At 36.6% G+C, this 25,557-nt stretch carries 23 protein-coding genes and 1 pseudogene; 9 read left to right on the top strand and 15 right to left on the bottom strand.

Features of this window, described 5'->3' with window-relative positions:
• Positions 1 to 232: 232 nt before the first annotated feature.
• The 3 genes from ACFSQ3_RS08795 to ACFSQ3_RS08785 form a co-directional block, all read right to left on the bottom strand.
• A complete protein-coding gene (locus ACFSQ3_RS08795) occupies positions 233 to 1,756 on the bottom strand; it encodes an AAA family ATPase (protein ID WP_380869171.1) in 1,524 nt (507 codons plus the stop codon).
• 656 nt (positions 1,757 to 2,412) lie between these two features.
• A complete protein-coding gene (locus ACFSQ3_RS08790) occupies positions 2,413 to 3,261 on the bottom strand; it encodes a DUF4435 domain-containing protein (protein ID WP_380869170.1) in 849 nt (282 codons plus the stop codon).
• Complete coding sequence (locus ACFSQ3_RS08785; RefSeq protein WP_380869169.1) at positions 3,251 to 4,627, bottom strand: AAA family ATPase; 1,377 nt, start codon at positions 4,625 to 4,627, stop codon at positions 3,251 to 3,253. Before ACFSQ3_RS08785 ends, ACFSQ3_RS08790 begins: the two co-directional genes overlap by 11 nt.
• A 606-nt stretch (positions 4,628 to 5,233) precedes the next feature.
• Here ACFSQ3_RS08785 and ACFSQ3_RS08780 point away from each other — a divergent pair.
• Positions 5,234 to 5,725: a JAB domain-containing protein gene (locus ACFSQ3_RS08780; RefSeq protein WP_380869168.1), complete on the top strand. Its 492-nt coding sequence runs from the start codon at positions 5,234 to 5,236 to the stop codon at positions 5,723 to 5,725.
• Between the two features lie 130 nt (positions 5,726 to 5,855).
• Here ACFSQ3_RS08780 and ACFSQ3_RS08775 read toward each other — a convergent pair whose 3' ends face one another.
• Positions 5,856 to 6,140, bottom strand: coding sequence for a hypothetical protein (locus ACFSQ3_RS08775; RefSeq protein WP_380869167.1), 285 nt, complete (start codon positions 6,138 to 6,140; stop codon positions 5,856 to 5,858).
• A gap of 656 nt (positions 6,141 to 6,796) precedes the next feature.
• On the opposite strand from ACFSQ3_RS08775, the gene ACFSQ3_RS08770 reads away from it, so the two are divergent.
• Genes ACFSQ3_RS08770 through mobC form a run of 3 tightly spaced genes read left to right on the top strand, consistent with a single transcriptional unit; the run spans position 6,797 to position 10,480 of the window.
• Positions 6,797 to 7,186: a plasmid mobilization protein gene (locus ACFSQ3_RS08770; RefSeq protein ID WP_380869166.1), complete on the top strand. Its 390-nt coding sequence runs from the start codon at positions 6,797 to 6,799 to the stop codon at positions 7,184 to 7,186.
• Entirely contained in the window at positions 7,174 to 8,457 is a 1,284-nt protein-coding gene (locus ACFSQ3_RS08765; RefSeq protein ID WP_380869165.1) for a relaxase/mobilization nuclease domain-containing protein, read from the top strand. The genes ACFSQ3_RS08770 and ACFSQ3_RS08765 overlap by 13 nt, the downstream gene beginning before the upstream one ends.
• A gap of 34 nt (positions 8,458 to 8,491) precedes the next feature.
• Complete coding sequence (gene mobC / locus ACFSQ3_RS08760) at positions 8,492 to 10,480, top strand: conjugal transfer protein MobC (protein WP_380869164.1); 1,989 nt, start codon at positions 8,492 to 8,494, stop codon at positions 10,478 to 10,480.
• A 79-nt stretch (positions 10,481 to 10,559) separates the two neighbouring features.
• On the opposite strand, the gene ACFSQ3_RS08755 is transcribed toward mobC, so the two are convergent.
• From ACFSQ3_RS08755 to ACFSQ3_RS08730, 6 genes are all read right to left on the bottom strand, one after another.
• Positions 10,560 to 11,387, bottom strand: coding sequence for a hypothetical protein (locus ACFSQ3_RS08755; RefSeq protein WP_380869163.1), 828 nt, complete (start codon positions 11,385 to 11,387; stop codon positions 10,560 to 10,562).
• Positions 11,387 to 12,385 carry a type IV toxin-antitoxin system AbiEi family antitoxin gene (locus ACFSQ3_RS08750; RefSeq protein WP_380869162.1) on the bottom strand — a complete coding sequence of 333 codons (999 nt, stop codon included), beginning with the start codon at positions 12,383 to 12,385 and terminating at the stop codon, positions 11,387 to 11,389. Before ACFSQ3_RS08750 ends, ACFSQ3_RS08755 begins: the two co-directional genes overlap by 1 nt.
• 516 nt (positions 12,386 to 12,901) lie before the next feature.
• Positions 12,902 to 14,749, bottom strand: coding sequence for a tetratricopeptide repeat-containing sensor histidine kinase (locus tag ACFSQ3_RS08745; protein WP_380869161.1), 1,848 nt, complete (start codon positions 14,747 to 14,749; stop codon positions 12,902 to 12,904).
• Positions 14,750 to 14,995: 246 nt separating this feature from the next.
• Positions 14,996 to 15,673: an SOS response-associated peptidase gene (locus ACFSQ3_RS08740; RefSeq protein WP_380869160.1), complete on the bottom strand. Its 678-nt coding sequence runs from the start codon at positions 15,671 to 15,673 to the stop codon at positions 14,996 to 14,998.
• Positions 15,674 to 15,717: 44 nt separating this feature from the next.
• Complete coding sequence (locus ACFSQ3_RS08735) at positions 15,718 to 16,998, bottom strand: Y-family DNA polymerase (RefSeq protein WP_380869159.1); 1,281 nt, start codon at positions 16,996 to 16,998, stop codon at positions 15,718 to 15,720.
• Complete coding sequence (locus tag ACFSQ3_RS08730; RefSeq protein WP_380869158.1) at positions 16,943 to 17,374, bottom strand: S24 family peptidase; 432 nt, start codon at positions 17,372 to 17,374, stop codon at positions 16,943 to 16,945. Before ACFSQ3_RS08730 ends, ACFSQ3_RS08735 begins: the two co-directional genes overlap by 56 nt.
• Before the next feature lie 219 nt (positions 17,375 to 17,593).
• Between ACFSQ3_RS08730 and ACFSQ3_RS08725 the strand changes: the two genes are divergently transcribed.
• Complete coding sequence (locus ACFSQ3_RS08725) at positions 17,594 to 17,824, top strand: hypothetical protein (protein WP_380869157.1); 231 nt, start codon at positions 17,594 to 17,596, stop codon at positions 17,822 to 17,824.
• A 119-nt stretch (positions 17,825 to 17,943) separates the two neighbouring features.
• Here the strand turns inward: ACFSQ3_RS08725 and ACFSQ3_RS08720 are convergent, their stop codons facing one another.
• Positions 17,944 to 18,219, bottom strand: coding sequence for a hypothetical protein (locus ACFSQ3_RS08720; RefSeq protein ID WP_380869156.1), 276 nt, complete (start codon positions 18,217 to 18,219; stop codon positions 17,944 to 17,946).
• A gap of 347 nt (positions 18,220 to 18,566) precedes the next feature.
• On the opposite strand from ACFSQ3_RS08720, the gene ACFSQ3_RS08715 reads away from it, so the two are divergent.
• The 3 genes from ACFSQ3_RS08715 (at position 18,567) to ACFSQ3_RS08705 (ending at position 20,305) form a co-directional block, all read left to right on the top strand.
• A complete protein-coding gene (locus ACFSQ3_RS08715; protein WP_380869155.1) occupies positions 18,567 to 18,938 on the top strand; it encodes a response regulator in 372 nt (123 codons plus the stop codon).
• Between the two features lie 244 nt (positions 18,939 to 19,182).
• A complete protein-coding gene (locus ACFSQ3_RS08710) occupies positions 19,183 to 19,677 on the top strand; it encodes a nucleoside deaminase (protein ID WP_380869154.1) in 495 nt (164 codons plus the stop codon).
• 259 nt (positions 19,678 to 19,936) lie between these two features.
• On the top strand, positions 19,937 to 20,305 hold the full coding sequence (locus ACFSQ3_RS08705; protein ID WP_380869153.1) for a response regulator: 369 nt from the start codon (positions 19,937 to 19,939) through the stop codon (positions 20,303 to 20,305).
• A 16-nt stretch (positions 20,306 to 20,321) separates the two neighbouring features.
• Here the strand turns inward: ACFSQ3_RS08705 and ACFSQ3_RS08700 are convergent, their stop codons facing one another.
• The 4 genes and pseudogenes from ACFSQ3_RS08700 to ACFSQ3_RS08685 all read right to left on the bottom strand — a co-directional run bounded on the left by ACFSQ3_RS08700 (position 20,322) and on the right by ACFSQ3_RS08685 (position 22,536).
• Positions 20,322 to 20,693, bottom strand: a complete 372-nt coding sequence (locus tag ACFSQ3_RS08700; RefSeq protein ID WP_380869152.1) for a hypothetical protein — start codon at positions 20,691 to 20,693, stop codon at positions 20,322 to 20,324.
• Positions 20,694 to 21,570: 877 nt separating this feature from the next.
• Positions 21,571 to 21,858 (bottom strand): annotated as a pseudogene (locus ACFSQ3_RS08695) (hypothetical protein); the annotation flags it as partial.
• A 77-nt stretch (positions 21,859 to 21,935) separates the two neighbouring features.
• Positions 21,936 to 22,271 (bottom strand): hypothetical protein, encoded by a 336-nt coding sequence (locus ACFSQ3_RS08690; protein WP_380869151.1) that lies wholly within the window; start codon positions 22,269 to 22,271, stop codon positions 21,936 to 21,938.
• Complete coding sequence (locus tag ACFSQ3_RS08685; protein ID WP_380869150.1) at positions 22,264 to 22,536, bottom strand: helix-turn-helix domain-containing protein; 273 nt, start codon at positions 22,534 to 22,536, stop codon at positions 22,264 to 22,266. Before ACFSQ3_RS08685 ends, ACFSQ3_RS08690 begins: the two co-directional genes overlap by 8 nt.
• A 796-nt stretch (positions 22,537 to 23,332) precedes the next feature.
• Between ACFSQ3_RS08685 and ACFSQ3_RS08680 the strand changes: the two genes are divergently transcribed.
• Complete coding sequence (locus ACFSQ3_RS08680; RefSeq protein WP_380869149.1) at positions 23,333 to 24,946, top strand: hypothetical protein; 1,614 nt, start codon at positions 23,333 to 23,335, stop codon at positions 24,944 to 24,946.
• Positions 24,947 to 25,557 lie beyond the last annotated feature (611 nt).

Raw genomic sequence — 25,557 nt, 5'->3', positions numbered from 1 at the left:
CTTTATTAATTATAGAAAACGGCTGATAACTTAAACCACTAGAATAATACGGTTTAGAAAAAACTGAAATAAAAAGATGTTCTTTGTTAGATAAATATAATTGTATGTTGATAGTCAGTTATTTAAGTTTGTTTACTACAAATATACTACACTCACACACCTATGTTTTGATCAATAACAAGTGTCGTCAAACTAGAAAAGTATTTATCTAAAATAATATTATCGATATAGATTATTTTCTATAAAAAATGCATTGTTCTAATTCTTTATACACTTTCATATTCTCAGTAATACACTCAGATAGATTTATTTTAAATTGTTCAGTATTTATGCTAGTTGTAATGCCGCAAAACTTTTTGATTTTACCAGTTTCGTCTTTAAGGTTTTGATCGTAAATATTGAGCACGTGCTCGTCGTAGTTAGTTTCATTAAAATTAAATCCGAATTTGTTGCAATATGCAACCAAAACCTCTTTATCGTAGAGATAGTTTTCAATTTCCCAACGTTTCATAATTCTGTAGTGCGCCGGATTATTAAGTAGATAATGTTGTCGATCATTTTCAGTGTTATGCTTACCAGAAGACACATCTCGATCTTTAAAAACCAGAATCTCTATATTGGAAAAGACTTTAGTCAAAATTGCTAATGCAATTTCACTTCTTTGGTCAAGTTCAGTGTTTCCGCCGCTTGAAATGAATAACGTATCAGGGTATTTTTCACCGTAAATGTTGTTAAATACCTTTGCATCTAAACCTTTTTCTATTCCATTCAATCCAGGTCTATCTCTGCCTTCACAATATATAATTCTCTTCGGACTAACTAAGCCTGTCAAATCGTCTAGTGCAGTCTCAAAAATTTCTTTCCATTTGGATAACGATTTCTTTATAGGTACGAGTAATTGAGTTGAAGACGCCCAGTTAATTCCTTTTTCAAATTGAATAATTTGACTATCATCTTTCAATTCTTGCTGCAACGCTCTCAAAAATCCGATGCTGTGTGTAGATATCCAGATTTGACAATTAGCTCCAATCAGATTGTTGATTTCCAAAAGAAGTTTTTTCTGTATTGATGTATTTATGTGTAACTCAGGTTCGTCAATTAAAAAAATAGTATCCGTATAGTCGTTTTGTCGCAGATACAAATCGAGCAATATGTCGACAACTTCTTTTTCTCCTGACGATAGAACATTATAATCAAATTCATTTACGTGATCATCTTTTCTAAAATACAAGGTACCTTTGTCATCCTCAATATCTCGAATGCTAACTATCTCAAGGTCTAAACAGTTCTTTAGAGACTTATTCAAATCTCCAATAATTTTTTGTTTGGCTAAATCATAGGTCACGAATGACGGATTGTTCTTGATGTATCGATTAAATTCGATATTAATTCGCCGATAGTTCTCTTCCATTTTGCTATCGATATCCGCAGAGGAACTTGCCCCATAACGGTTCAATCTTATTTCATTAGTTGATCTAGCCTGCGTGACTTTTAAGTTGCTATTGTACCTGTATGGGCTTCGAAATGAGAAAAGTGTATTCTCCGTACCGAATTGTTCTCGTCTCTGTCTTAACTCATGAAAACCACCTTCGTCAAATTCTATAGACACATTTTCATAATTGAAGTTTGGTGTTTGGTAAAGGGAATGATAAGTATGATCCTTGCCTCCTGTATCACCCAAATAATTAAATGATGAATTGAGAAACAACATCCCTTCGAAAACACTACTTTTCCCACATCCATTCGGCCCGACCAATGCTACGATTCGTTTGGGGTTATCACCAAGGTCGATAGTTAAGTCTTGAAACCTTTTATATCCGTTTTTCAGTTATATCTTTTTAATTTTCATAAGTTATTTGTTGTAAAAATCACATCAATTTTTATAGCTAAGACTGCGAAATTGATTAAGTAGATACTGTTAGCTTTATAGTCATGAATTTCCATCACTACGGATTTATGACAAATCTATTCGAGATGCTTCTACCTGTTTTATCTCTTTTACGTTTGATAGCATTTGAAACATCAAATTGCACCCAATTTGCATTCAAAGAATTTTTATATTTCGCTAATATATGAAAATTCAAGATGTGGCAATGTTTTCATAGTTTTAGCCCATTGTATATTTACCAAAAGCATAATTTATTACTATTGAAGGGCTGAGTATAGCTCTTTCGGTTCCTCGGGTTTTTCATTTCTTAATTATGACCTTCAATGATTCTATATGGAATTTATTTTAATAGATTTCAAGTTTAGTTCCTTTAAGATTAACACCATGCAGCTTAGAGGATTAAATGGTTCCTATAACGCATTCCTAGCAACAAAGTTTTCTTTCCAACAGTTAGTACATATTGTCTATGAAAAGGTTTTATTCTCGATTTCAGAATGATGCTTCCTGTGAAAACCAAAAGTTTATTATTCAAAAATATAGTTTTCTAGATTTTTTAGCTCGTCAGCATTAGCTTTTTTCGCCAACCTTAAACGGACGGATATACTGTTTGATGGAAAACGCATTATTGATTGTAGCCGTGTAATAATGAGGGGAAATAAGTAGTCTTTTCCAGAAACAAATTTTAGCAGTTTTCGGTCATCACGATTTATCCTTTCTTTTATGCTATTTATTTCTTGTTGAAGCTTTTCCTCACCCAGGATAGGTATAAGCTTTGATAATAAACTCTCCTTTCTCTCCATTACCTTATCTGGGTTAACAATTCCTGAGTTTGAACTGCATAATTTCGAAACTTTATAGCCAACCGTTTGTTCGTCAGGAATGTATCTATGGCAGATCGCATAAATTATAAATAGATCCACTAAAGTTTGTTCGTTTTCTGACAGCCAATACTCGAAATCAATTTTAGACCGTATTTCATCTTCATCCATCTCACACTCCTCCTCGTCAGCTGTTTCATTTATAGCATTTTCACAAAAAAGATAATTTTCAATGCAATATCGAGGAAGTACATATAGACCTTTAAGTTCATCATCTGTTTCATAATTTAAAATATGTAGATCACCGTCTACTATGTATACTTTTTTTCGACCATCGCTTTCCTGATTTTTTTTACACTGATCGATAACTTGCGACCTGTTTCCTAAAGGGAACACTTGTTCGATATTAAATTTTTTTCCCAGAGCTTTATTTAAAAGTTCTTTAAAAATTTTACGATAACCTTCCCCAGTATCTTCAATATAAATGTCAACATCATTATACTCTTCGTAGAAAATCGATGATGCCGATTTCGCAGCGATTGCCCTATTGTGCATTTTTCTTGTTTTTGTTAATTTTGACGCCTTTACTTTTATAATCACCAACAATATCGGGGGAATGAGTGGCTAGAATAAATTGAGTTTTTTCGCTCGCTATCAATAATTTTTCTATAAATATGTCTTGCCATCTTATGTGAAGAGACAATTCAGGTTCGTCGATGATCAGTATGTTTTCTTGAGACTGCGAGCTAAATCTATTGAACATTACATTTGCAAAAAGAATAACAATCTGTCTTTCACCTGAGGATAAAGCGTCTATTGATACATCTCTGCCATTAGGCCTTTTAATAAATAAATGTCCGACTTGATCAATGTAAATTTTCTTTCCTGTATCCTTTATAAAAGAATTGATTATATCAACAAACTTCGTGATTGGTCTGAACGCTTTGCTTGCTTTTTTATTGTAATCGTCAATAATTTCTACAAGTGTTGCCAATTTATCAACTTGTGAGCGATTTATTAGCCATTCAATACTGATACCGCTTCTTTCAGTTTCCATGGGCTTAATGCTGTCAATTAGCCTTTCCAATTTTTCAAAAAATGGTTGCAATTTTTGTACAAACGCATTGTTGTCATAACCAATTTTTCTTAATGTTTGTTCAATTTCATGCCTCCTCGATAACAGTTGGAGCTTCTCGTTGTAATTATCAAGATTTGCAATATCTTTTTTCGGATCAAATGTCATGTAATCAAAATAACTAAGTAGTATCTGCTTTTGGATAGCCGCAGTGTAACCATCGTCAATTTTTTTAATTGTTTTATACATTGATTGGACTAGAAATTCTGTTTCTAAAAGACTCACTCCGAGAGTTCCTTTATATTGTCGCCTATACTGTGAAATAGCATGCCTAGACTTATTCATGAACATTCTTCTTTCCATGAGGAAATCATCCTTATCAGATTGAGACTCATCTATTCTTCGCTCGAGACCTATAAAAATAGGAGAGGGTAGTCTTTGGATAAAATCGATTACCGGGTGGGGGGCGATACTTTTTAGCAGATAGTCATTCACCTCGATGCCATCTTTTTGTTTATACTGTATATAGTCGTATTCTTCTAGTTTTCTTTTGTTAATTATCATAGGGACATCAATACTATTGATGTTGATGTTTATATTGTCCCCTTCCGTTACAAGTGTAATATGGTGTTCTAGTCCATCATAGAAAATACTCAATGCTAGCTTTTCGAATGGGATTGAAATTAAGTCCTTAACATTAGGACAGAGTATCGCTTGAAGCAATAGTATTGCTGTCGTTTTCCCAGATCCATTTACGCCTGTGACTATCGATAGATCGTGATTAAATTCGACATCAATGTTTATATAATCATGGATTTTAGTCCCTACAAATTTTAGTATTCTCATTATTAAGGCTATATAAGGTTCGTATTCTAAATAATTTTTCAGGAAAGGGTTTCATGCTATTCTGAATCGTATATTCACCCGTCAATCCGTTGAAAATTCGTGAACTAAAGTAAATATTATTGAGCATTTTTTATCGAACTATTTTTGCTTTCGTTGAAAATGAACGATTGTTATATCATAGAATCTTTCTTAAATAATCTATCTATTTTTCTTAGGTTAGCTTTCCCTATGAAATATTATGATCCTTTGTACGAAATATATTAAATAATAGTTCTTCAGGTTGGGACTTTTGCTTTGGAGCTCGCTCCATTCTACATGAGTCAAAATCAATAGATGGCGGGATAGTTTTTTGAATAGAAAATACCGTTTTAAGTATTATAAAGAATCGGAGCGAATATTAATTATACACAAAGTTACTTCACCAGCAAAACGATATCCCTCCCCCATGCCTCGGCGCAAATAAAAATTTCAACAAAATGGGTATCCATTTGTAATGGAGCCTCCTCGCTACGCTCATTTTCTTTCATTTTTCTTTTTATCGATTTGCTATTGTCTCGTAGGACGCTGTTGTTAATTAATTTTTTTCATCACGTAAATTTTAAAGTTATGTCTACTCAAAGCAAAACAACCGATCTAAAAACATTATCTCCAGTCTACGCCAACGAATTAATGCTTACTTATCACCAAAGTGCCATGCTTGAAGATGGTACATTCAAACATGTGAACAGTCCGTATAAAGTTTCACAAGTTTTACGCAAAATTTGGAATGCTGCAGATCTAGTTATTAGAGAAAGTTTCTACTTATTATGCTTTTCAAATGCTGCTGATTTAATTGGATATTTTAAAGTCGCCGATGGTGGAATCGACTCGGTAATGGTGGATACCAGACTGATATTTTCTGCAGCACTGCTGTGCCGCGCATCATCCATTATTGTTGCGCACAATCATCCATCGGGAACACTCAAACCAAGTGAAGCTGATCATAGTATTACTGCTCGCATCAAAGCAGGAGCTGACTTGTTAGGCATCACAGTTAATGATCACATCATCTTAACCGAAAACCATTTTTATTCCTTTAATGAACATGGGGACTTATAGCCCCCATTTGCATTTTTTTTGATATAGAAATTGAAACTTTTTGAATTGGCGTTCGATCAAGTTGAGACAGGTGGAATCAGCTCTTGCCGATGACATGTACCGCAGCTAATCGCCGCTAATACATGCACGATTACTTGACTGCTTCCAACGTTTTTAAGCGTTCATTTAAATCCGTCAATCCAGCTTTTGACAAACAGCTTTCGCTCAGCGATTCGAGCTCGCGTAAGCTCTCCGGCGAGATTGCATCAAGCATGCTTGTACCATCGCCCTTAGTTTTAATACCACGATCTATTACGTGCGCTAGCAGCAACGCGCTCGTCCGAGATATCTTCAAATCAATTTTGACCGTTTCAGTCATACCCGGGATACTCAATATGGTATCATACACTTGAGCAACATCATTTTTTGATAACATAATTTCCTCACTTTATCCTTCAACACTTATTCTGCAAATCTAAAGGATAATTTCCATGATGACCCCTTCGAAATTTGTAGTGGTTCGTTCTAAGGCAATAGACTTACTAAATTTGATCTGCTGATTACTGATTAGACAGTTAGGTGTATAGTAGTTCAGGTTACCCTTTAATAACAAAGAGATAAGGATTAACCTAAGTAATTAATTGGGGAAGCGGGTTGGAATTGGTAGTTAGAATTACAAGCTTTTGATGTTTTAAATATTCTAGGCTGAACAGCAAATTATGATGAAAAGTTGAACACCCGATTAATGAATTTTTAATTATTTCTATCGGTTTTCTTTGAGATAGTTCGAGATGTTATTCTTCGGAGAATTAGAAATTTAAAATTTAAAGCCAGTTTTTGGGTTTAGAGGAGTTTTGTCGGGTTTCAGATTGGGGAAAAATTGAGAAACCTCAGAATGCGTAGGTAGTGAGTTGAATTTGATTAGTTACCGTAGGTCATTTGACATGCTAAGTGAGATTGCTTGTCTTGTGCAATCGGCAAGATGTCCGTTTGTCAGACAACCGATTATTGGTAAACGCCTCGGAACTCGGCGATTTTATGAAGTAATGAAAATGAAAAGATAGTGTTTGTAATGTAGAAAGGGAAAATGTGATGGAGAACGAAAATGCAAACAGAAGTAGGCGCGTAATTTTCAGGTTAACGCAGGATGAATATGTGTTAATTCAGAAAAGGTTCGAGCAGTCCACCTGCCGTAAGCTGAGTGAATATATACGTAATTGCGCATTGGGGAAACCTATTGTCAAGACCATTCGAAATAGGTCAATGGATGATATGATGGAAGAACTTATTCGCCTTAGAAATCAGCTTAATCCACTAGGCAATAATCTTAATCAAGCAGTGAAAAGATTGCATATGCTTACAACATATCACGAGTTGAAATCGTGGCAAATTGGCTTTGAAATGCAACGAAAAATCCTAACTAATAAAATAGAGCAAATCAAAAATTCAATACAAAAAATTGCAGAATTATGGTTGCAATAATTAAGACAGGTAGCTCCATTTCTAGGATTCTCAACTACAATGAAGCGAAGGTCGATCAAGGCGTTGCCAATTGTATCGCTGCGATCAATTACCCGTGTGAGCTGCAAAATTTGACATTCCACATGAAGCTGAATAGGCTATCGAGATGTGCGGAACTTAATACAAATGTCTCCCGAAATAGCGTTCATATTTCACTGAACTTTGATACCACTGATCGCGATTTGACTGCAGATAGACTGAATGAAATTGCACAGGTATACATGCAAAAAATTGGCTTTGAACAACAGCCTTATTTGGTTTATCAGCACCACGATGCCGGGCATCCACATATTCACATCGTCACGGTTAAAGTGCGCCCAGACGGAAGCCGCATAGATATGCAAAACATCGGTCGTAACCAGTCGGAAGATGCTCGGCGCGAAATTGAAAAAAGATTCGATTTAGTGTTTGCTGATTCACGTAGTAAGCGGCAAAGCAAGGTTATCAATGTATCTGCAATTAGCAAAGTATTATATGGCCAAATTGAAACTAAAGCAGCCATCCAAAAAGTGCTTGATGCCGTGTTGCCTCATTACAAGTTTACCAGTCTGCCCGAGCTTAACGCCGTGCTTAGTGAGTTTAATATTATGGCAGATAGAGGCAATGAAACTTCGCGAACTTACAGGCATGGCGGACTAATGTATCGAATCATAGACCACAATAAAAAACCTATTGGTGTACCAATTAAGGCAAGCAAATTTTATTCGGCGGCAACTTTGAAATATTTGGAGTCGACGTTTTCAAAACATCACAACGCGCGCCTGGCATACAAACCGCATCTTCGCAACAAAATTGAACAAGCATTTGCTTATAACCCTTCGAGTTTGTCTGATCTTCGCGCGCTGCTAAAAAATAGCGGTATACAGTTACATCTGCGCCAAAATAATAACCAAGAAATCTATGGGCTAACGTTTGTTGATCACATTACAAAATGCGTATTTAACGGCAGTGCCTTAGGAAAGAGTTATAGTGCAAAGCCCTTACAAGAAAGAATTCAATCAATAAACAATTCAGCAGATGACTCTGTGGGAACTTCTTTTCGATACAATAAGACCGCGCTACAAGACAATGCCGCGCCTGGATCATTGGATAAACCCACTACTATGGAGCAGCAATCACCAGTAGATCTCACGGATGCTATCAGTACCATAATGAATGCCGAGTATACGCCTGACTATGTGTCCAAATCTTTGACCAAAAAGAAGAAGAAAAAGAGAAATATTAAACGTTGAAGCGCTTAGGCATTGAAACAAAGAAAGAAATGGTATGGCTTTACAAACTGGAGAAAACGAACAAGCATTACGCAAGATTCTAGACATGACACGCATGCTGGGAATAGTAATCCTTTGCCTGCATTTTTACTACTACGGGTATAGCATATTTGCCAGCTGGGGACTGCATAGTTCGATCACTGATAGTCTGATGAATAATATTCAATCTACTGGATTATTTACAAGATTTCACTATTCAAAAGTAATTTGTTTGGGGCTAGTAATTGTTTCTCTATTGGGTGCGAAAGGGCGCAAAAGTGAGAAGATCAACTATGGGCAAACTTTAAGGTTTTTGATAATGGGCATCTTGCTTTATTTTACAAGCGTATTTATTTTTAAAATAGGTTTGGCTGGCAAAACCGCGCTCGTCACCTATATAATATTGACATCCCTAGGCTTACTATTTATCATTACTAGCGGAACACTCTTAACGCGCATCATTAAACAGCGACTAAGCGGAGCGGACATATTCAATAGAGAAAACGAGACCTTTCCCCAAGAAGAAAGATACCTGCATAATGAGTACTCCATAAACTTACCTGCTCGCTATCAACTAAAAAAGCAACATCGTAATAGCTGGATAAATATTATCAATCCATTTCGTGCAACGCTCGTTCTGGGGTCGCCAGGTTCAGGAAAATCTTACTTCGTAATTAGGCACTTCATTACCCAACACATCGCAAAGGGTTTTAGCATGTTTATTTATGACTTCAAATTCGATGATCTTTCGCGTATTGCTTACAATACCTGGCTGGCAAATAAACATCAGTATTCCACCATACCAAAGTTCTATGTAATCAACTTTGACAACCTTAACCGAACTCATCGTTGCAACCCCTTAGAACCCTCAAGCATGAACGATATTACAGATGCAGCGGAGAGCGCGAGAACTATTCTGATGGGATTAAACCGCGAATGGATTAAAAAGCAGGGGGACTTTTTTGTGGAATCTCCCATCAACTTTTTAACGGCTATTATATGGTATTTAAGATGCTACCGCGACGGCGAGTTTTGTACCCTCCCCCACGTTATAGAACTCATGCAATCTGACTATAACAGTCTGTTCACATTATTGCGTACCGAAAAAGAGATCGAAGTGTTAATAAACCCATTTGTGAACGCATACTTAAATGGCGCAACGGATCAGTTGGAAGGCCAGATAGCGTCTGCTAAAATTGCTATGGCTCGCTTGGCATCACCTCAACTTTATTATGTGCTATCAGGCGATGATTTTCGTTTAGACCTGAATAATCCCGCTGATCCAAAAATTATTTGCATGGGCAACAATCCGCAAAAAATCCAGACCTATGGTGCCGTGTTATCGCTGTATGTAAATAGACTGATAAAGATTGTTAACCAGAAAAAGAAACTTAAAAGTAGCCTAATATTCGATGAGTTTCCAACCATATACTTAAACAATATAGATAGTTTAATGGCTACGGCTAGAAGCAATTTAGTATCTACCGTACTAGGTGTCCAAGATTTCAGTCAGCTACGAAAAGACTACGGCAGGGAACAAGCCGACGTTATTGTGAATATTGCCGGCAACATTATTTCTGGTCAGGTGACAGGCGACACGGCAAAACAGCTCTCCGATCGCTTCGGGAAAATATTGCAAGATCGCGAAAGCCTTTCAATCAATAGTACGGACACCTCTATTACCCGATCCAAACAACTTGATCTGGCCATTCCAGCATCGAAGATTTCAACACTGAGTTCAGGTGAGTTTGTTGGCATTGTAGCTGATAACCCAGACACTAAAATAGATCATAAGATATTTAATGCGGAGATTGTTAATGATCATAACATGTTAGCTGCTGAGCAAAATAGTTATCAGGACATTCCTGATGTACGCGCAGTTACCCAGCAGGTCATTCAACAAAACTATTTACAGATCAAACAGGATATACAATTGTGTATTAACGTAGAAATGGACCGGTTGCGTCAAAACCCTTCGTTAAGTCATTTGGTAATCGAAAAATAGGAAAGATGTAATTGAATCAGATATACACAGATCCCGCCCTAGACAAAACGGAATCTACTGAAAAAAGGCATATCGAAATTTATTGCGCTAAAAAACCCCTGCGTATATTTTTTAGTATTTCGCTAGCGTCCTCGATGCTTAATTCCGCTTCTCTTTGGGCGGCTACCAGCAGTTTTAAAAGTGAACTCTGTTCTTTTTGTTCGATATGCTTTGCAAAGATGGATGCTATTCTAGTTTTTAAACCTTCATTTTCGTTGCAAATTCGCTGCATTTCGCGCCCTAATACAATCGGACCTATAGATTCAAAACGAGTATTTATGGATTCATCGAAAAGATCATTGTGCTCTTCGTATATCAATTCCTCATGAAGCTGGAAGAAATGCTTGATAATGTTTGCTATATCTGTGATGTCTTTCTGCCTTTGTTCCGGCCGGTCATCATAGGCAATGAATTTGAGTATAGTGATTCCTGATAAAGTTGCAACCTTAAATGTATGACCAGTTTCAAATGTTACCTCGCGTGTTCCCAATCTAAAAACCTCCATCATGCCATCAACTTTTATTGAGGTCATCCCGTGGCTATCTCTCAAAACTGATCCAGTATTTTCGATATCTCCGAAAGGCAAAAGATCCACTTGAATGCCGTCAGGAGAAATCATTAAAAAAGCGTTATCTTGAGATTCCGTGAATTTTGCCCTAGTAATTAAATAACGCTTTATTTCCTCATATTCTTGTTGTGTGCTGATCAATACACCATAATCAACGTCTTTTGTTCTTCGATAAACAATATCTTCCTTGTCATACCATACTTGTCGTGCTAATGCGCCGATTAAGTAAAAGTCAATATTTAGGTACGCAAACCCTTCTTCAATGGTATCAAAAAGTTCTTTCAGTTCTCCGTTTCTCATTAGACGATGTGCTGCTTAATTAAATCATTATAGATGCTAAATGCCACTTCATGATTTCTATAATCATCACTCGTCAATAAATCCGCATAAATCAGAATATGTGGCGCAATTGTTTCTGAGTTCTTTGTGTCGATTTCTTTCCAAAACGCATTGTTTATTTCTACTAATCCATTTTCATCTGGTATAAGCCTATAATTCTTGATGAGTTCACTAAAAGTCCTATTACTATATATCGTGAATTTTTCAGGAACTAATGAATAGTTCATCAGCGATGCAGCTACCTCAGAGCCCCATACGTCTCCGCTCAACAAGGATATCTCTTGCCAATTTTTATGCGATTTCGACAGTCTGTATTTTCCGATCTGAATCGATGGCTTTAGTCTATCTCCATATCCTTCAATCCATTTTTCCAAAAGCTCCTTTTTATTGGTAAGTGTATATTCCTTCGCGTTTAGTTTCATTAAATAGCCATCATCCTTTAATCCTTTCAAGATAATTGGAACGGTTCCCAAGGCTATTTCGGCTTGATCAGCGAGCGCTCTCTGCGTCATCTTTACAGCGGAAGGTTCGCTTAATAGCAGAAATATCAGCTTCAACCCAGATTTCGAAAATGTTCTAGTCACGACTGGATTTTCTTGCTTTGATTTCTTTCTACCATCTATCCATATCATCGTGTCTTTCTGCCTTAAATACGCATTCCCCAGCAGATCAATATAGCCGATATTCGCTTTTCGCAATTCCTGCCTTATTGCTTCAGAAAAACTTGTTGAAATTATCAGCAATTGTCCGTTTTGTGTTGATTTGTGTATCAAATCACTCAAGTGGTAAAGTTGTATGTTATTCTTTACTTCTACACACCATTGCAGTTCCTTTTTATTGACTTCCATAGTCAGCCTGTAATCGAAATCGTCAGTCTCCCGCCACCGCGATTCTATCTGCGTTGTTTCTTGGAAAGAATGCATAACTTTCTCCAATAAATCTTTCTTCCTATGCACCATATTTTTTGTTCATTAAATTATAATGTTCACATTTTATGAGCATTTAAATATAATGAACATTATTGAGTTTTGTTAACAGTTTTTTCAATTGAAATAAGAAATCACTACTAAAGTGATTGTAATTGATGAAATTATTAAATAATCAGTTAACTGATGTATATCAACCGTTATGGATATAAACCTATGCGTATGCAACGAGATTCGCTTCGCATTACAAAGGGTTGTCGAGATCTACAAATTATCCCAATCCAAAATGATCAGCTCAAGTTTTAAAACTGAACACATCCGTTATACCAAATCCACCTGTAACGCCAAGTGATTAGCGAACCTGAGACAGATCGTTGCAAGGGATTTAATACGTGTGAAAAAACGAAACTAAGATGTTGGTATGAGAAAGCATGCAATTTTTTAATCAACGAAGCAAGGAAGCCTGCATGGCTAAGAAAACATATTTATCATGATAAGAGTTTTTAATCTCACCATTACTAGTAAGTAGTGATAATAGATTTAAATGCTTTACTCAGAAATGGTTAATACGATGGAGAATAGACTTCCTACCCCTTCTTTACTTTCGATTAGCAGCTCACCGCCATTTGCTTTCAAAAAATGATAAATTAACTTCATTCCCATTCCAAAACCACGTTCTTGATCGGTTCCGTGGGTAAAATATAAACTTGTGTTATTTGCTTGTATTTGCTTTAATTTCTCCGCATTCATTCCCATACCGGTATCCCGAATGTTTATCAATAACTTATCTTCGCGATGCTCGTAATTAACTAGGATATCTCCACCTTTGGGTGTAAACTTAATAGCATTACTGATAATGTTTGACAGAATTATTTGTAAGTGATAGGGGTCAACAAAAGCAGTAACATCTGGTTCGGGAACATGGACAAAATTCAGGTTTTTGTCGTGAATGGATTTTTGTAACATAGTTATAATGCTACTAACCATATTTGATGTCTGAATACATTCACGCTTGACCTTTACACCACTGCGCTGTATTTCTGACCACAGTAAAAGATTATCCATAAGTTTACTTGTCGATAAGGTTTGGTTATGTAACATGCCTAACCATTCCTTCATCTCTTTAATATTCAAATCTGTTTCTTCGATATATTTGATCACACTCAATATTGAAGTCATTGGAGTTCGTAGATCGTGCGTTAACACTGCAATTAAAAAATCTTTTGTCGTAACGACTTCTTTAAGTTCATCGTTTTGTTTTTCAATTAATTTATTGCGCTGCGTCATCAATTGGCTATTTATTCGAAGCTCTCTATTAAGCGCCATCGTAGTACGATTATGCTTTCGCGCGGTCAACCATATGGCAGCTACAAATCCAATTATGCAACAGGCCAAAATTAACATCAATTGCCCAATTCGTAGTTTGGAGAGCACGGAGTCATTTTCAATTTTGAGTTTTTCGTTAGCCAAACGTTGAAAACTCATTTGCATGGAATCTAAACTGATTCTTTTGCTTTCTGACAAAATACTATCCCGGTATTTTATAGCAACTGATTGATAGAAAAAAGCATCTTTAAAATCTCCTGACTCAACACTTACCTCGGACAATACTTCTGCAGCACGTTTAATATCCCATTTCGTTTTCAATTTATTTGCTAACTCGTACCCTGTCAAAGCATGTTTTCTCGCCTTTTCATAATGACCTAAATGCGCATAGCAAGATGCTATTCCGCTATGCGCAAAACTCAATTCCCAGTCATCGGTAAATGTAGTGTCATTTAGCACGCTATTATAAGATCTCACCGCTTCTTTTAATTTCATCTGCGATGCGTACAATTCGCCCAGCCTATTATTCGCCATCGCTACAACACTTGAATAGGCGGAATTTGATGCATATTGTTTCGACAGTAGATAATAATATTGCGCAGAATCCGGGTGGTGGAGTCTTTTATGAACTAAACCCATATTCAAAAGATTGGCGGACAAACGCCGAAAGTTTCTAAGTTTTTTGTGCTGATTCGCAGATTTAGAAAACTCTTGCAATGCAGCCTCATATTGGTGCTGTTCAAGATATATTAATCCCAATATATTGCGGGCGTCGGCTATTCCCTTCAGATCTTTTTGATCCTCATATTTGGTAAGCTCGCGTAACACCAGCGTTAAGGATTTTTCGTAATCTCCCAAATTATATAATGACTTAGCAATTATCATTTCTAAATCAGGAAAATAACCTTTTCCAGCTCCGAAGTGACGCTTTATATATCCAAATTCTTCTTGCAAGGAGAGAACTCCAGCGAAATCACTGGATTGATATAATGACTTTAATTTCTCTGAAAAGCGTATAACGCTGTCTTTTTTAATCTCAGTTTCATCACGTTGAAATGCGTTTGAAGTCAAAAAAGATGTACAAAGAATCAGTATAAGAGTAACGTAGACAAATGGCTTCAAAGCAATCGGTTAATATTGGAAATGTCATAATGTATTAATCTTGCTAAAGTAGAAAATATTTCTCATACAATATCCGCACATTAGCAAATCTCAGAATGCATTGCTTTTTTTTAACTATCTCATATATAGAAATGTTCGATAGTTTTCACTATTCTTTTTGCGTATAGTATTAAACTACTATTTCAGCTCATTAAACTAAAACAATCCCAGCTGCGGCCCATTTCTGTCGCTGTTATGGTCATCTTTATTTCTAGCATTGTTTACACGCTTATCGACAGGCCAACCTTCCAACAAATCATCAGCAGGAAGTTGCAAAACAGACATGCGCTTTTGTTTCGCCGCTTCTCGATCTAACCAAATCAAAGCTTCGGATTGCGACAAGATGCAAGGCATACGATCGTGTATCTGGCTCATAAAATTGTTGGCACGTTGCATGAGCATCGTGCAACTTGGAATGACAACGTCTTTAGTAGGATCTTTCCATGTATCCCAAAAGCCAGCTAAATACAATGTTTCTCCATCTTTGCGCTGAAAATAATAAGGCTGACTTGGTGTTTGGCGTTTGTCGAATTCATAAAACCCGTCAATAACAAACACACAATGCCGACGGCCAATCAAATTTTTATAACTTGGTAGCGAATGCATTGTCTCAATTCGCGCGTACGTAGTTGCAAACTTGGGTGGCTCGACACTGCCAGCCGGAATCAGTCCCCATTTGATATAATGCAATTTGCCCGGACGAGCATCTAAAATTACAGGCATATCGGTTCCTGGAGGTCGGTTTGTATCGCGCTCTTTGTTCTCGCTACCCAATTGTACGCCAGCTTTTGCAGCCAACTCTTTTGCTTCACTAATCAATGTTCTTCCACACATATCTTTATCTCCCTGTTAATGACAACATACTAATTTACAAAATCTTAAGAAACTTTAATAATCTCATCCCAACGCGTAGTGTATCCCCCACTTAAAAATTCGTGTTTCAATCGCCACTCCTTTTTGTATCCCTCACTAGCAATGCGGATCGTGCCGCGTCCGTAGGCCATATTTAGATGATCCAATACCGACGACAGCTTATCCGCTTTCTCATCGTGTTTTTGAAACAAATTAAATTGCACCTCGCTTTCTGGCACTAACGCAGTAGCTAATACCCCGGCTTTCCTGTATTTGATCCCATATTGAAACAACATTCGCGCAACCTTAGTAGCAGCTGCTACAATATGTAATGTGTTATTACTAGCGATAGCTAGCCTATGCGTATGACGTGGATAATGTTGCGGGTGATCTTCGCGGTGCTTGTTAGTCAATAGAAAGACTTCCAAGAATTGACAACACATTTTCTCTGTTCTCAATTTTTCCGCCAAGCGCGATGCGTACGTGGTTACCGCTTCACATAGAATATCTGGATTTTCTATGTAGCCACTAAAAGAGCGCGTAACAGATAATCCCTTAGCTTTTGGCGGCGGATCTCCCAAACTTAACATAGGTCGCCCCCAAAGCTCATTCCATAAACGTTGCCCTTGAACGGTCATATGCTGTTTAAACCATCCTTCCGGTAGATCGCGCAATTGCCCTACCGTTTCGATCTTCATAGCCTGAAGCTTCTGATAGTATTGTCGGCCGATTCCCCATAGATCATCAATTGGAAAGTTTTCCACCGCTTTGGTAATATCCTCGGGAGTAGAAAGAACGCATGTACCGGAGTTCTTCTTAGCTATTTTGTTCGCTACCTTAGCAAGCGTCTTGGTAGGCGCTGCACCTATGGATACAGGTATTCCGGTATTACGAATGACTTCTTCTCGCACGCGCTTTGTGTAATCTCCCAAATTATCTATCCCACCTGCCCAAGCAAAACTTTCATCGATACTGTATGGAATCACCATCGGATACCATCGTGCCAAATTGCTCATGACGCGTTCGGACAGATCCCCATACAACACATAATTGCTTGAAAATACTTGAATATCAAATTTCTTTAGAAGATCACGAATTAAAAATTCTGGATCTCCCATTCGGATGCCGGCAGCCTTCGCTTCTTCACTTCTTGCTATAACACAACCATCATTATTGGAAAGCACAACGATAGGCAATCCTTTCAAACTCGGTCGAAAGAGCCGTTCAGCTGATGCGTAGAAATTATTACAATCACATAGCGCAAACACGGCGATACCTCCCTTTCTGTAATCCTTTTGGCAATACATTATAACAAACAGCAATGACTACACCCCAAACTTCCAAAACATCATTATTTCTTAGGGTTACCTCACCAGTATCACAAGTAAGCTTCACGATACGATCCTTAGAGAAACTAAGGGATTTGCAAACTAATTGGCCGTGTAATGGTGTAATGATAATCGCGCCATCAATCGCGCGTAGCGATCTATCCACCACTAGCAACGCTCCATCTGGGATACAGTAACTCGACATAGCATTTCCGTCCATTCGAAAATAAAAAGTACAATGCGGATCCACGACAAGCACGTCGCTAATATCCAATCTCCCTTCTAAATAATCATCAGCGGGAGATTTAAAACCAGAGACAATTTGTTGCGCACGTTGCTGTACCTTCCTAATCATAGCAACAAATTTATACTAAAAATATTAGTATTCAACCAACCGATTTTAAAACGCGTATTTGTTCGTAGCATCTATATATTACAGAATCAGAATTAGTACCCTAAAAATTTGAGTATTTGTTACCCATTTAACCGTGAATACACCACAAACTGTAAAACGTTTAGAGCGTTATTCTTTTAGATTATTTATACACTAATTTTAAAAATTAAATAAAGTATTATGGCTTTAGGAACAGGAAATGAAGGAAACTTGACAAAGGCAGTAGAAGATCAAACTTCTAAAATTCCATCGATCGTATTTTTAGGCGCGGCAGTTGCGTCAATGGGAATTTCACTAACACTAAAATGTTTATGCAAGGATAAGAATGCCTTGTTTGTCGGGCAATGGGCGGCTCCATTTTTACTGCTTGGGATTTATAACAAAATCGTTAAAACAGAAGGTCACGACTAGTGTGCATAGTGATCAAAAAAGGGCTTTCGAAAATCGAAAGCCCTTTTTTGATGGATTTGAATTTGATATTTTAATTTCCCGGATTCAAGATAAGATTCTAATTGATTTAATGCAGCTTCCTATCCATCCGAGTGAGGATGCGTGCTTTCATCTTCCGATTGATTCGTTTTAACTACAGTGATTTTGGATCCCCCCTCATTCTTTTCAAAATAGACGTTAAGATTATAAATGCCATCTTTAATAGTTGAGCCGTCCAAATACCAGTTCCAAGAATAATCTAATCGCTCATTTACAACTTTTTCCTTGAACTTGCTTTTAATAAAAAGAGCCCTGCAATCATCAACATCCGCGGAAAATTGATAAACCACTTCAGGCTCCCTTTGTTCTAGATTCATTTTTTCTAAATTCTTTCCTAAGGGCTTCCATCATTGTTTTGACTTTTCAAATTTTGTCCATGTGCTGTATAGCGCTTCTACTTTTACCGAAAATGCTTTGTTCACTTCTATGTAGTTGTCTATCATAAGTTGTCTTTTAGAACGAAAAAAAAACATTTGAGCATCAAATTGGTTTTATAATATACCATTGTCGTAAACATAAGGGTACAATTTGTAATAGAAAGGGGATAATACCCCAAGCAGATTAAGTGTTAAGCAGGAAAAAACTCAGTTTGGTAGCGAATAAGCATTACTAAATAATTTAGCTATATTTGACGCATTCCAGGTGTTTCAAACATTGCACATCTATGAATAAAAAAGTATTAATTTTTGAGGACGATAGCGCTACAGCTGAATTTTCCGGGATAATTGCCGATCAGTTGGGTTTCGATGTTGCATATAGGACAAAAACAAACAATGTGTTAGACGATGTTATGCAGGAAAAACCGGATTTGATAATTATGGATAATTGGATTCCAGGTAAAGGTGGTGTCGCTTCGATAAATATGTTGAAACAGAACGAAAGGACTAAGCAAATCCCGATTATATTTTATTCCGCGAATACGGATTTCGCCAACTTAGCTCAATCTACAAAGGCTGATGCGTTTTTAAGTAAACCCTTCGACATTCAAGATTTTGAGTCAATTATTCAGGCATTAATCCCTGACAGTAAAAAGTGATGAGGGCTAACATAGTTAATTAAAACATTACTGTAAGCTTCGAGTTTCTAACTATACTAGAAACCAAATATAGTGATAACGCTAAAACATAGAGAAGCGATAACAAACTTACTCGGACAAGGATTATTCACCTTCGTACACCAAGTTATATTAGCTTATGAAAATCCACCAAATATCCATAAGTATTCTTTGGTTAGGCATATTGTAGCATCACTTTGTAAACTAATTGAATAGTATAGATCATATGGATGAACACCAAAAATTTATGCATCGCGCTATAGCTTTAGCGGAGCAGAACTTGAAAAGTTTAAATGGAGGTCCGTTTGGATCAGTCATCGTTAGAGATGGAAAAATTCTAAGTGCTGAAAGTAACTCGGTGACAAAAGATTGTGACCCCACTGCACACGCTGAAATTAATGCGATTCGCGCAGCTGCAAGAAAAATTGGTAAAGCAGATTTGAGCGGTTGCATTTTGTACACAAGTACTGAACCATGCCCGATGTGTTTGAGCGCTATCTACTGGGCGAATATAAGCATGGTTTACTATGGAAACACAAAGCGAGATGCTGAATGGGCTGGATTTGGAGATCAATTTATTATTGATGAATTGCATAAAAAGATTGAAGATCAATCAATCGTATTTGAGCGCATTTTTGCGAGCGACTCAATAAAGCATTTCGAGGAATGGGTAAATATGCCTTCTGAGAAAAAGGAAAATGTTAAAGATGGTTCCCTATAAACTTGATAAAATATAAAGCTATGTATTTCTAGCGGATAGTCTTTTTTAAGCGCTGCTAAAATCCCTTTCGTGGATATAAGATATAGTTTGGAACATTTTTGATAACGGAAGACATGAAATTTGAATAATATAAATAATTCAGAATTAAAGTATTACTACGCTAAATCGAATAATATTCAAGAATTATCTATTGGGGTATAATTATTGTCTAGCACTAATATAATAAGTTGATTATTTCAATAACACCCAACTAAAATTGATGAATACGAAAAACAGGGTTATGGTTTGTGACGATGATAAAAGTATCGCCGAAGTAATACAAGTAATATTGGAAATGTCGGATATGAGCGTTGAGGTAGAAATCGATAGTAGTCAGCTATTTGACCGTATTACTAAAACCCAACCCCGGGTTTTAGTCATCGATCTTTGGATGCCGAAGATGTCTGGAGACAGGGTCATCAGAGAGCTTCGTTCAAAAGAAATTTTCAAAAACTTGTATATAGTTTGCATTTCTGCCAGCATGGACGGCATGCATGTAGCGATCGATGCTGGAGCTAATGCGTTCTTGGCCAAACCCTTTAATATGGATGATATTGTAAAGGCAGTGGATGAAGGTCTTGCGGCTTAGTAAGAATCACTATTCACTACAAACGTTTCATGTTTGCTATCACTCTCCCCTCTTGAAGCGCTAGATCATTTCCGGAAATGGTATATTTGAATCCAAAACGTTCATATTGATCTGCGTCACCAGATTTTACATTGATGTGTACAGAATCTCGAGATAACTCGTAAAACCCTTCTCCGTCTGCAGTGGATAAAAATGACATATCAGCTCTAAAGTCAAAATAGTAGTCTTTAGAGTCTAAAGTATCGATGGTAATTTCGCCACTGGTAGATATTCTTTGCTCAGAAAAATAATACCATTTCCCTTGAATCTGATCCGAGTTCATATCCTTATCTTTTCCGCACGAAAATAGTATGATAGAAGTAAATAGTAGTATGGCTAGATTTCTCATAATTGTCCACTGTCAATAATGGTGCCGAGTAAATAGATACGGTAAGCAGATCATCTTGAAAGTCAAATCATAGACTGCATCAATAATTGTAGATCAATCAAAGGAAGACTACATATAATCAATTTGAAATCCAGCGTTGATTTTGATATTTATCCATATCTTTATAACAGGAGTTTATTATATTTGCGATAACAAATATAACGGTGAGCGATAAGGTGAGTCTTTAAATAGAAAAACTACTAAAATATTGATATTAAGGATTTTGCGAGGGTTGGGTTTCGTCCTGCCACAATTACACCATCACCAGCGCGCTCGCTAGATCGAAGCCGCCTCAGCATCTTTTACTATCGTGATTTCTTGTGCCTCATCGAGTTGATATGATCTAGATTACCATCATAGGGAAAGTTATCCAGTACAATCAGTGGCGCAGTAGGCCAGCTCGACGTACGCAGTCCGCGCACAATAGGTCGGTCATATGACCCGATCTACGACACAACATATACCGGTTGGTTATTGCTTCCAAACAATTAAGCATATTGGGGCGAATCTGCTTATTCGGCTTCTTGTTATCGACATGGCTGAATGATTGTGTGCTGCGCTCACGTGGAAGCTACTCCTTTTGGAAATATTCCAATAGTGTGTTACAGTTCCATTTGTTATCTCACATTTCTGATGATTGATAAAAATACAACGACTAACATTAAACTGCATAAATACCAGCATGAGGCTGCTTAAGTAGCATGTCTCCTACAGTAGCGGATGATTATGCATTCCAGCAAGAATCGCTGGAATGCATAATCATCAAAAAGCTTCAGAAACTCTCTTTTCAATATTTTGCTATCGCTCGTTTGAGTAAAAAGTAAATCAAGCTTATTGCCTACAGCGCTAACTTAACTGATCGTTTTATACATCGATTCTTGCACAAATGGGAGTTTGTCATTTGCTTCGTCCATATAGTTAGCTGGGCTTCAAAAGCCTTGGACAATCCATCCAGCTGCGCATACATAGGAATCAAGCAATCTGTCTCCTGCGTTTTGATAAAGGATATAATGCGGCGGATTCCACTGGAAAGCTCCCGCTTTAATAGGTCATAACTTAGATCAGTAGAATCCTTTTTACTTTCGTAAAAATAACCGATCATATTCATTGTAATCTGCCTTTTGCTACGTCCAAGCTTGTGCTAAAGTAACTATAGCTTTTCATCTAAATTTACCGGAAAGCGAATCGACTCACAGTTTTTTATCAAGCTTGCTCATCACTACCTCCCTTTTCTTTAACTAGGAACTGAAAACTACTTCCATGTTGAGGATGCCAAGAGGGCTCATAGCTGATATATTTATAACAAACCAGCTCCTTGATGCACTTATGATAGGTAGCCCTTGATCTGATGCGCGAAAAGCTCATCAGTTTGCGCCTGCTTGCTCGAAAGTTTTCATCAAACTTTATCTTTATCGATTCACCATAATAATACAGCGCCATCAGCAGTCCAATATGCATGCACGTTAATCGCGAATCAACCGCAATGCGTTGGAAGTAGCCATTGGTTTGGCTTCTGGGGTTACGGTTACCTTTAGCCATTATCCCTCCCTTGCATCAAATCCAAAATATCCGCTCTACTGTAGAACATAATTCCTCCTACCTTTCGGTACGGCAGCGTGCCATTAATTCGGAAGTTTTGTAATGTGCCAGCGGAGATGCCCAGTAACTTTCTGACATCGGCACTGCGAAACCATTGCTGGCTAATACCTCCATTTACTTTTTCTTTTAGGATATCTTTGATTTCCTTAAGTAGCTCCGCTTTAAGCGCTGCCAATTCCTCCCTGCTCACAAAATCTATCTTCATCTTTGGTCTTTTTTATCTGTTCGCAAATTCAGCTGTGGGACGCTAAATAAACCTTAAAGATAAACCAATTTAACGGATAAAAACGATCCCCTCCAAATTTCGAAGGGGATCGAAGCATTTATGTTGGAATCTCAGTTCTGTAAATTGGTCGTTTTCTGCAACAACAAAATTAGATTGATGAATGATCTATATATCTTATCATAACAAGTTTCAGATTCTTGTTTCAAAAATATATGTTTCATAAATTGGCATAACAAACGTTTTGATAAAATTTGGATATACTTAAGTTAAGCGCAAGAGATCAGAACTTTTTGCATAAAATACTAAATAGTTAAAGCTCTTAGCTATACCTATTTTTTTTGATAAGAATTAAGTGCGGATAAGATCGAATAATTTTAAATGCCGTGAACGATGTGCGTTTGTGAAGTTGATTGATACTCTTTGCTGACTTTTTTAAATTCGGAGAATAAAAAAATAAAAACATCAGTCATTTGCTAAATTTAAATACGTTTTAATGCTTTCACATAACGCTATAGGACAATTTTAAGTCTCAATTCATGGCGAAGGATTGCCGCAGCTTTGTGCTCATTTTCGCAGAGAATATTACCATTTAAAAGTTTTTATGTTAAATTTTAACTTATTTATGTAGATACGTAAATTGTCGATCATAGCGGTTAAAAGAATTGTTTACTTTTTGTAGCGTTCAGCATTTTTAAACTTGCAAATTACTATCAAAACTCCTAAGTTTGTTTTTTCCTAACTTAATGAAGCTATCCACATTAACTAACTAAATGCTATGAAGAAAATTACTGCGATATTTATTATCTCATCATTAATAGGCTGCAAAACTGATTATTTACCAGAAAACACGGATTCACATATATCGAATATTTCTGCGAATGCAAACAATACATTAAACACTTATTATTCAACTGATTTCGATTGGAGCACAAGTTCAATCCTTCTTAAAAATAACAATGGAGTTCCGACGGAAGTTCCATTACCTTGGATAGGTGGAGTACCTTCAACAATACCTACAAGAATTCTTGAGGACATGTCTAAAGCTAATGGATGGGAATTATACTATAATTTTCCAGATTGGAATCTTAGTGTTTATAATCAAAACTATCTTATTTTTCACAATAGATTTACAGGTGTTTTACGTGTTTTCACTTATAACTTCGATCATTCAATCAATAATTCTGAAGGACTTTTCAATGTTCAGATTGAGGGTATTAAATCAACATCTTTGTTAGCAATGAAAGATCCTTTAATTGGTGATTTCAAAACAAGCAATCCAAATATCATCATATCTAATGATTCAGATGGCGACCTTTCTGGATTTCGGGTAGGCTGGAATAGTTTTGATATACCACTTGTGTATGATGGAGATATATCTTCTTCCGATAAGCTTAAAATCTCTATTCACTCAGATCAAAAGCAATTGTCAACAATTGCTATGACTGGCACGTTTTCCTCAACAACAAAGGGTACATTAACAACAACATCATCGTCGAACCCCCTATCATCACTAATAAATGCGAGTATTAAACAGGGAGGTACAAAGGCTAAAGAATTTTTAGAAAACAAAATAAGCGGAGATACGATTAAAGGAAAGTCTGGGATATTACCTCTTCTCATATCAAATTCAGTTAATTTGGTTTCAAACTTAGCTACCTCTGGAATAACTGGAATATTTTCTTCTTTCATAGGAAAGTTTGGATCAACATCTTCTAGTTCACAGTCAATAAATTTAAATACTGAAGGAAAGATCACTTCTTCGGGAACAATTTTAACAGGTATACCTGGGATCATTGTTTCCGCAAAAAACTTTGCTCTGCCTGGAACAAATTATATTGACGGAGGAATTTTACCAAGTCAAGGTGGTTTGTTGGGTAGCTGGACGCTTAAACAAAGGCCTGTTGTATCTTACGGAAAGTTTGCTAGAGGAACAAGAGATGATCTTATTCAATCATATACAATTGATAATTCATCAATAGAAGTGGTATTGAATTCAAAAACAGCTGAAGCAATATCTGACTATACTGTAACAACTGAATTGTGGTATTATGACAAATATATGGGGGTGAATAAACCTACATTTAATAATTCAAATACAGGAGGTACAGAACCGTATATCTATGGTATTAAAAAAGTATCAAATTCGAATGAACATGCTGGAGAATTAATATATAAAGATGACCAAAACGAATTTTACAGAAATGCTCGAGGGGTATATGTACAAAATATGGACTGGATTGAGTTCAGGGACGCTTCTAGGAAGAATGTTCCTATGAATAACTATGATCCTTCTTTTATTGTCAAAGTTACTTTAGTTTTATATCCTAAAAGTCCTTATAATACGGATCCTATTGTTATGACCAGAACGTATTTACCATTGTATAAATAAATTATTCTTAACTTTAACTTTGCTTATCAATATCATTATATTCTACATATAATGATATTGGTAATGTGATACTTCTTTTGGAATTAGTATTGTTAATTAATACTTAGATACAAAATTACAATATTTCGCCATTAGGCAATTATCTTAAAGTCGTTTTAAGTAAACTATCATATCTATAATTCTGACCCTCTAATTTAGTTGTGATCAACCTTGAAGCCTTACCAAAACGGGTACCTTGTCACACAATAAAGGTATTCCTAGGGGTATACTTAAAACTCTACCTACCCAAGTTTAATTAAAATAATTATCCCCGGAGGATACTGAAATGTGCGACTACAAGGCTTTAAAGCACAAAAGTGATGCTCTGCCCAACTTCCGCTTGCTCAAACTTTTTCCTATTCAGGTTGACAAAATTATTTCCCTAGCCCACAGGTTTTGAAACTGAATCCTTTAACAGTTCACAAATCTAGCTGTAGGACGCTAAGTGAACTTCAAAGATAAACCAGTTCAATAGATAAAACGATCCAATCCAAATTTCGAAGGGGGATCGAAGCATTTATGTTTGGAATCTCAATTGAGTAAACTGGTTGTTTTCTGTGACAGCAATAATA

The organism is Sphingobacterium corticis (assembly GCF_042684745.1).
Taxonomy (GTDB): Bacteria; Bacteroidota; Bacteroidia; order Sphingobacteriales; family Sphingobacteriaceae; genus Sphingobacterium; species Sphingobacterium corticis.
Note: the sequence above shows the minus strand (reverse complement) of the source record. Positions and strands in the feature narration are given on the sequence as shown.

Coding starts and splice junctions, on each gene's coding strand:
- ACFSQ3_RS08790 (WP_380869170.1), bottom strand. CDS start 3,261: ATGCACAATAGGGCAATCGCTGCGAAATCGGCATCATCGATTTTCTAC.
- ACFSQ3_RS08785 (WP_380869169.1), bottom strand. CDS start 4,627: ATGAGAATACTAAAATTTGTAGGGACTAAAATCCATGATTATATAAAC.
- ACFSQ3_RS08780 (WP_380869168.1), top strand. CDS start 5,234: ATGTCTACTCAAAGCAAAACAACCGATCTAAAAACATTATCTCCAGTC.
- ACFSQ3_RS08775 (WP_380869167.1), bottom strand. CDS start 6,140: ATGTTATCAAAAAATGATGTTGCTCAAGTGTATGATACCATATTGAGT.
- ACFSQ3_RS08770 (WP_380869166.1), top strand. CDS start 6,797: ATGGAGAACGAAAATGCAAACAGAAGTAGGCGCGTAATTTTCAGGTTA.
- ACFSQ3_RS08765 (WP_380869165.1), top strand. CDS start 7,174: ATGGTTGCAATAATTAAGACAGGTAGCTCCATTTCTAGGATTCTCAAC.
- mobC (WP_380869164.1), top strand. CDS start 8,492: ATGGCTTTACAAACTGGAGAAAACGAACAAGCATTACGCAAGATTCTA.
- ACFSQ3_RS08755 (WP_380869163.1), bottom strand. CDS start 11,387: ATGAGAAACGGAGAACTGAAAGAACTTTTTGATACCATTGAAGAAGGG.
- ACFSQ3_RS08750 (WP_380869162.1), bottom strand. CDS start 12,385: ATGGTGCATAGGAAGAAAGATTTATTGGAGAAAGTTATGCATTCTTTC.
- ACFSQ3_RS08740 (WP_380869160.1), bottom strand. CDS start 15,673: ATGTGTGGAAGAACATTGATTAGTGAAGCAAAAGAGTTGGCTGCAAAA.
- ACFSQ3_RS08735 (WP_380869159.1), bottom strand. CDS start 16,998: ATGTATTGCCAAAAGGATTACAGAAAGGGAGGTATCGCCGTGTTTGCG.
- ACFSQ3_RS08730 (WP_380869158.1), bottom strand. CDS start 17,374: ATGATTAGGAAGGTACAGCAACGTGCGCAACAAATTGTCTCTGGTTTT.
- ACFSQ3_RS08725 (WP_380869157.1), top strand. CDS start 17,594: ATGGCTTTAGGAACAGGAAATGAAGGAAACTTGACAAAGGCAGTAGAA.
- ACFSQ3_RS08720 (WP_380869156.1), bottom strand. CDS start 18,219: ATGAATCTAGAACAAAGGGAGCCTGAAGTGGTTTATCAATTTTCCGCG.
- ACFSQ3_RS08715 (WP_380869155.1), top strand. CDS start 18,567: ATGAATAAAAAAGTATTAATTTTTGAGGACGATAGCGCTACAGCTGAA.
- ACFSQ3_RS08710 (WP_380869154.1), top strand. CDS start 19,183: ATGGATGAACACCAAAAATTTATGCATCGCGCTATAGCTTTAGCGGAG.
- ACFSQ3_RS08705 (WP_380869153.1), top strand. CDS start 19,937: ATGAATACGAAAAACAGGGTTATGGTTTGTGACGATGATAAAAGTATC.
- ACFSQ3_RS08700 (WP_380869152.1), bottom strand. CDS start 20,693: ATGAGAAATCTAGCCATACTACTATTTACTTCTATCATACTATTTTCG.
- ACFSQ3_RS08690 (WP_380869151.1), bottom strand. CDS start 22,271: ATGGCTAAAGGTAACCGTAACCCCAGAAGCCAAACCAATGGCTACTTC.
- ACFSQ3_RS08685 (WP_380869150.1), bottom strand. CDS start 22,536: ATGAAGATAGATTTTGTGAGCAGGGAGGAATTGGCAGCGCTTAAAGCG.
- ACFSQ3_RS08680 (WP_380869149.1), top strand. CDS start 23,333: ATGAAGAAAATTACTGCGATATTTATTATCTCATCATTAATAGGCTGC.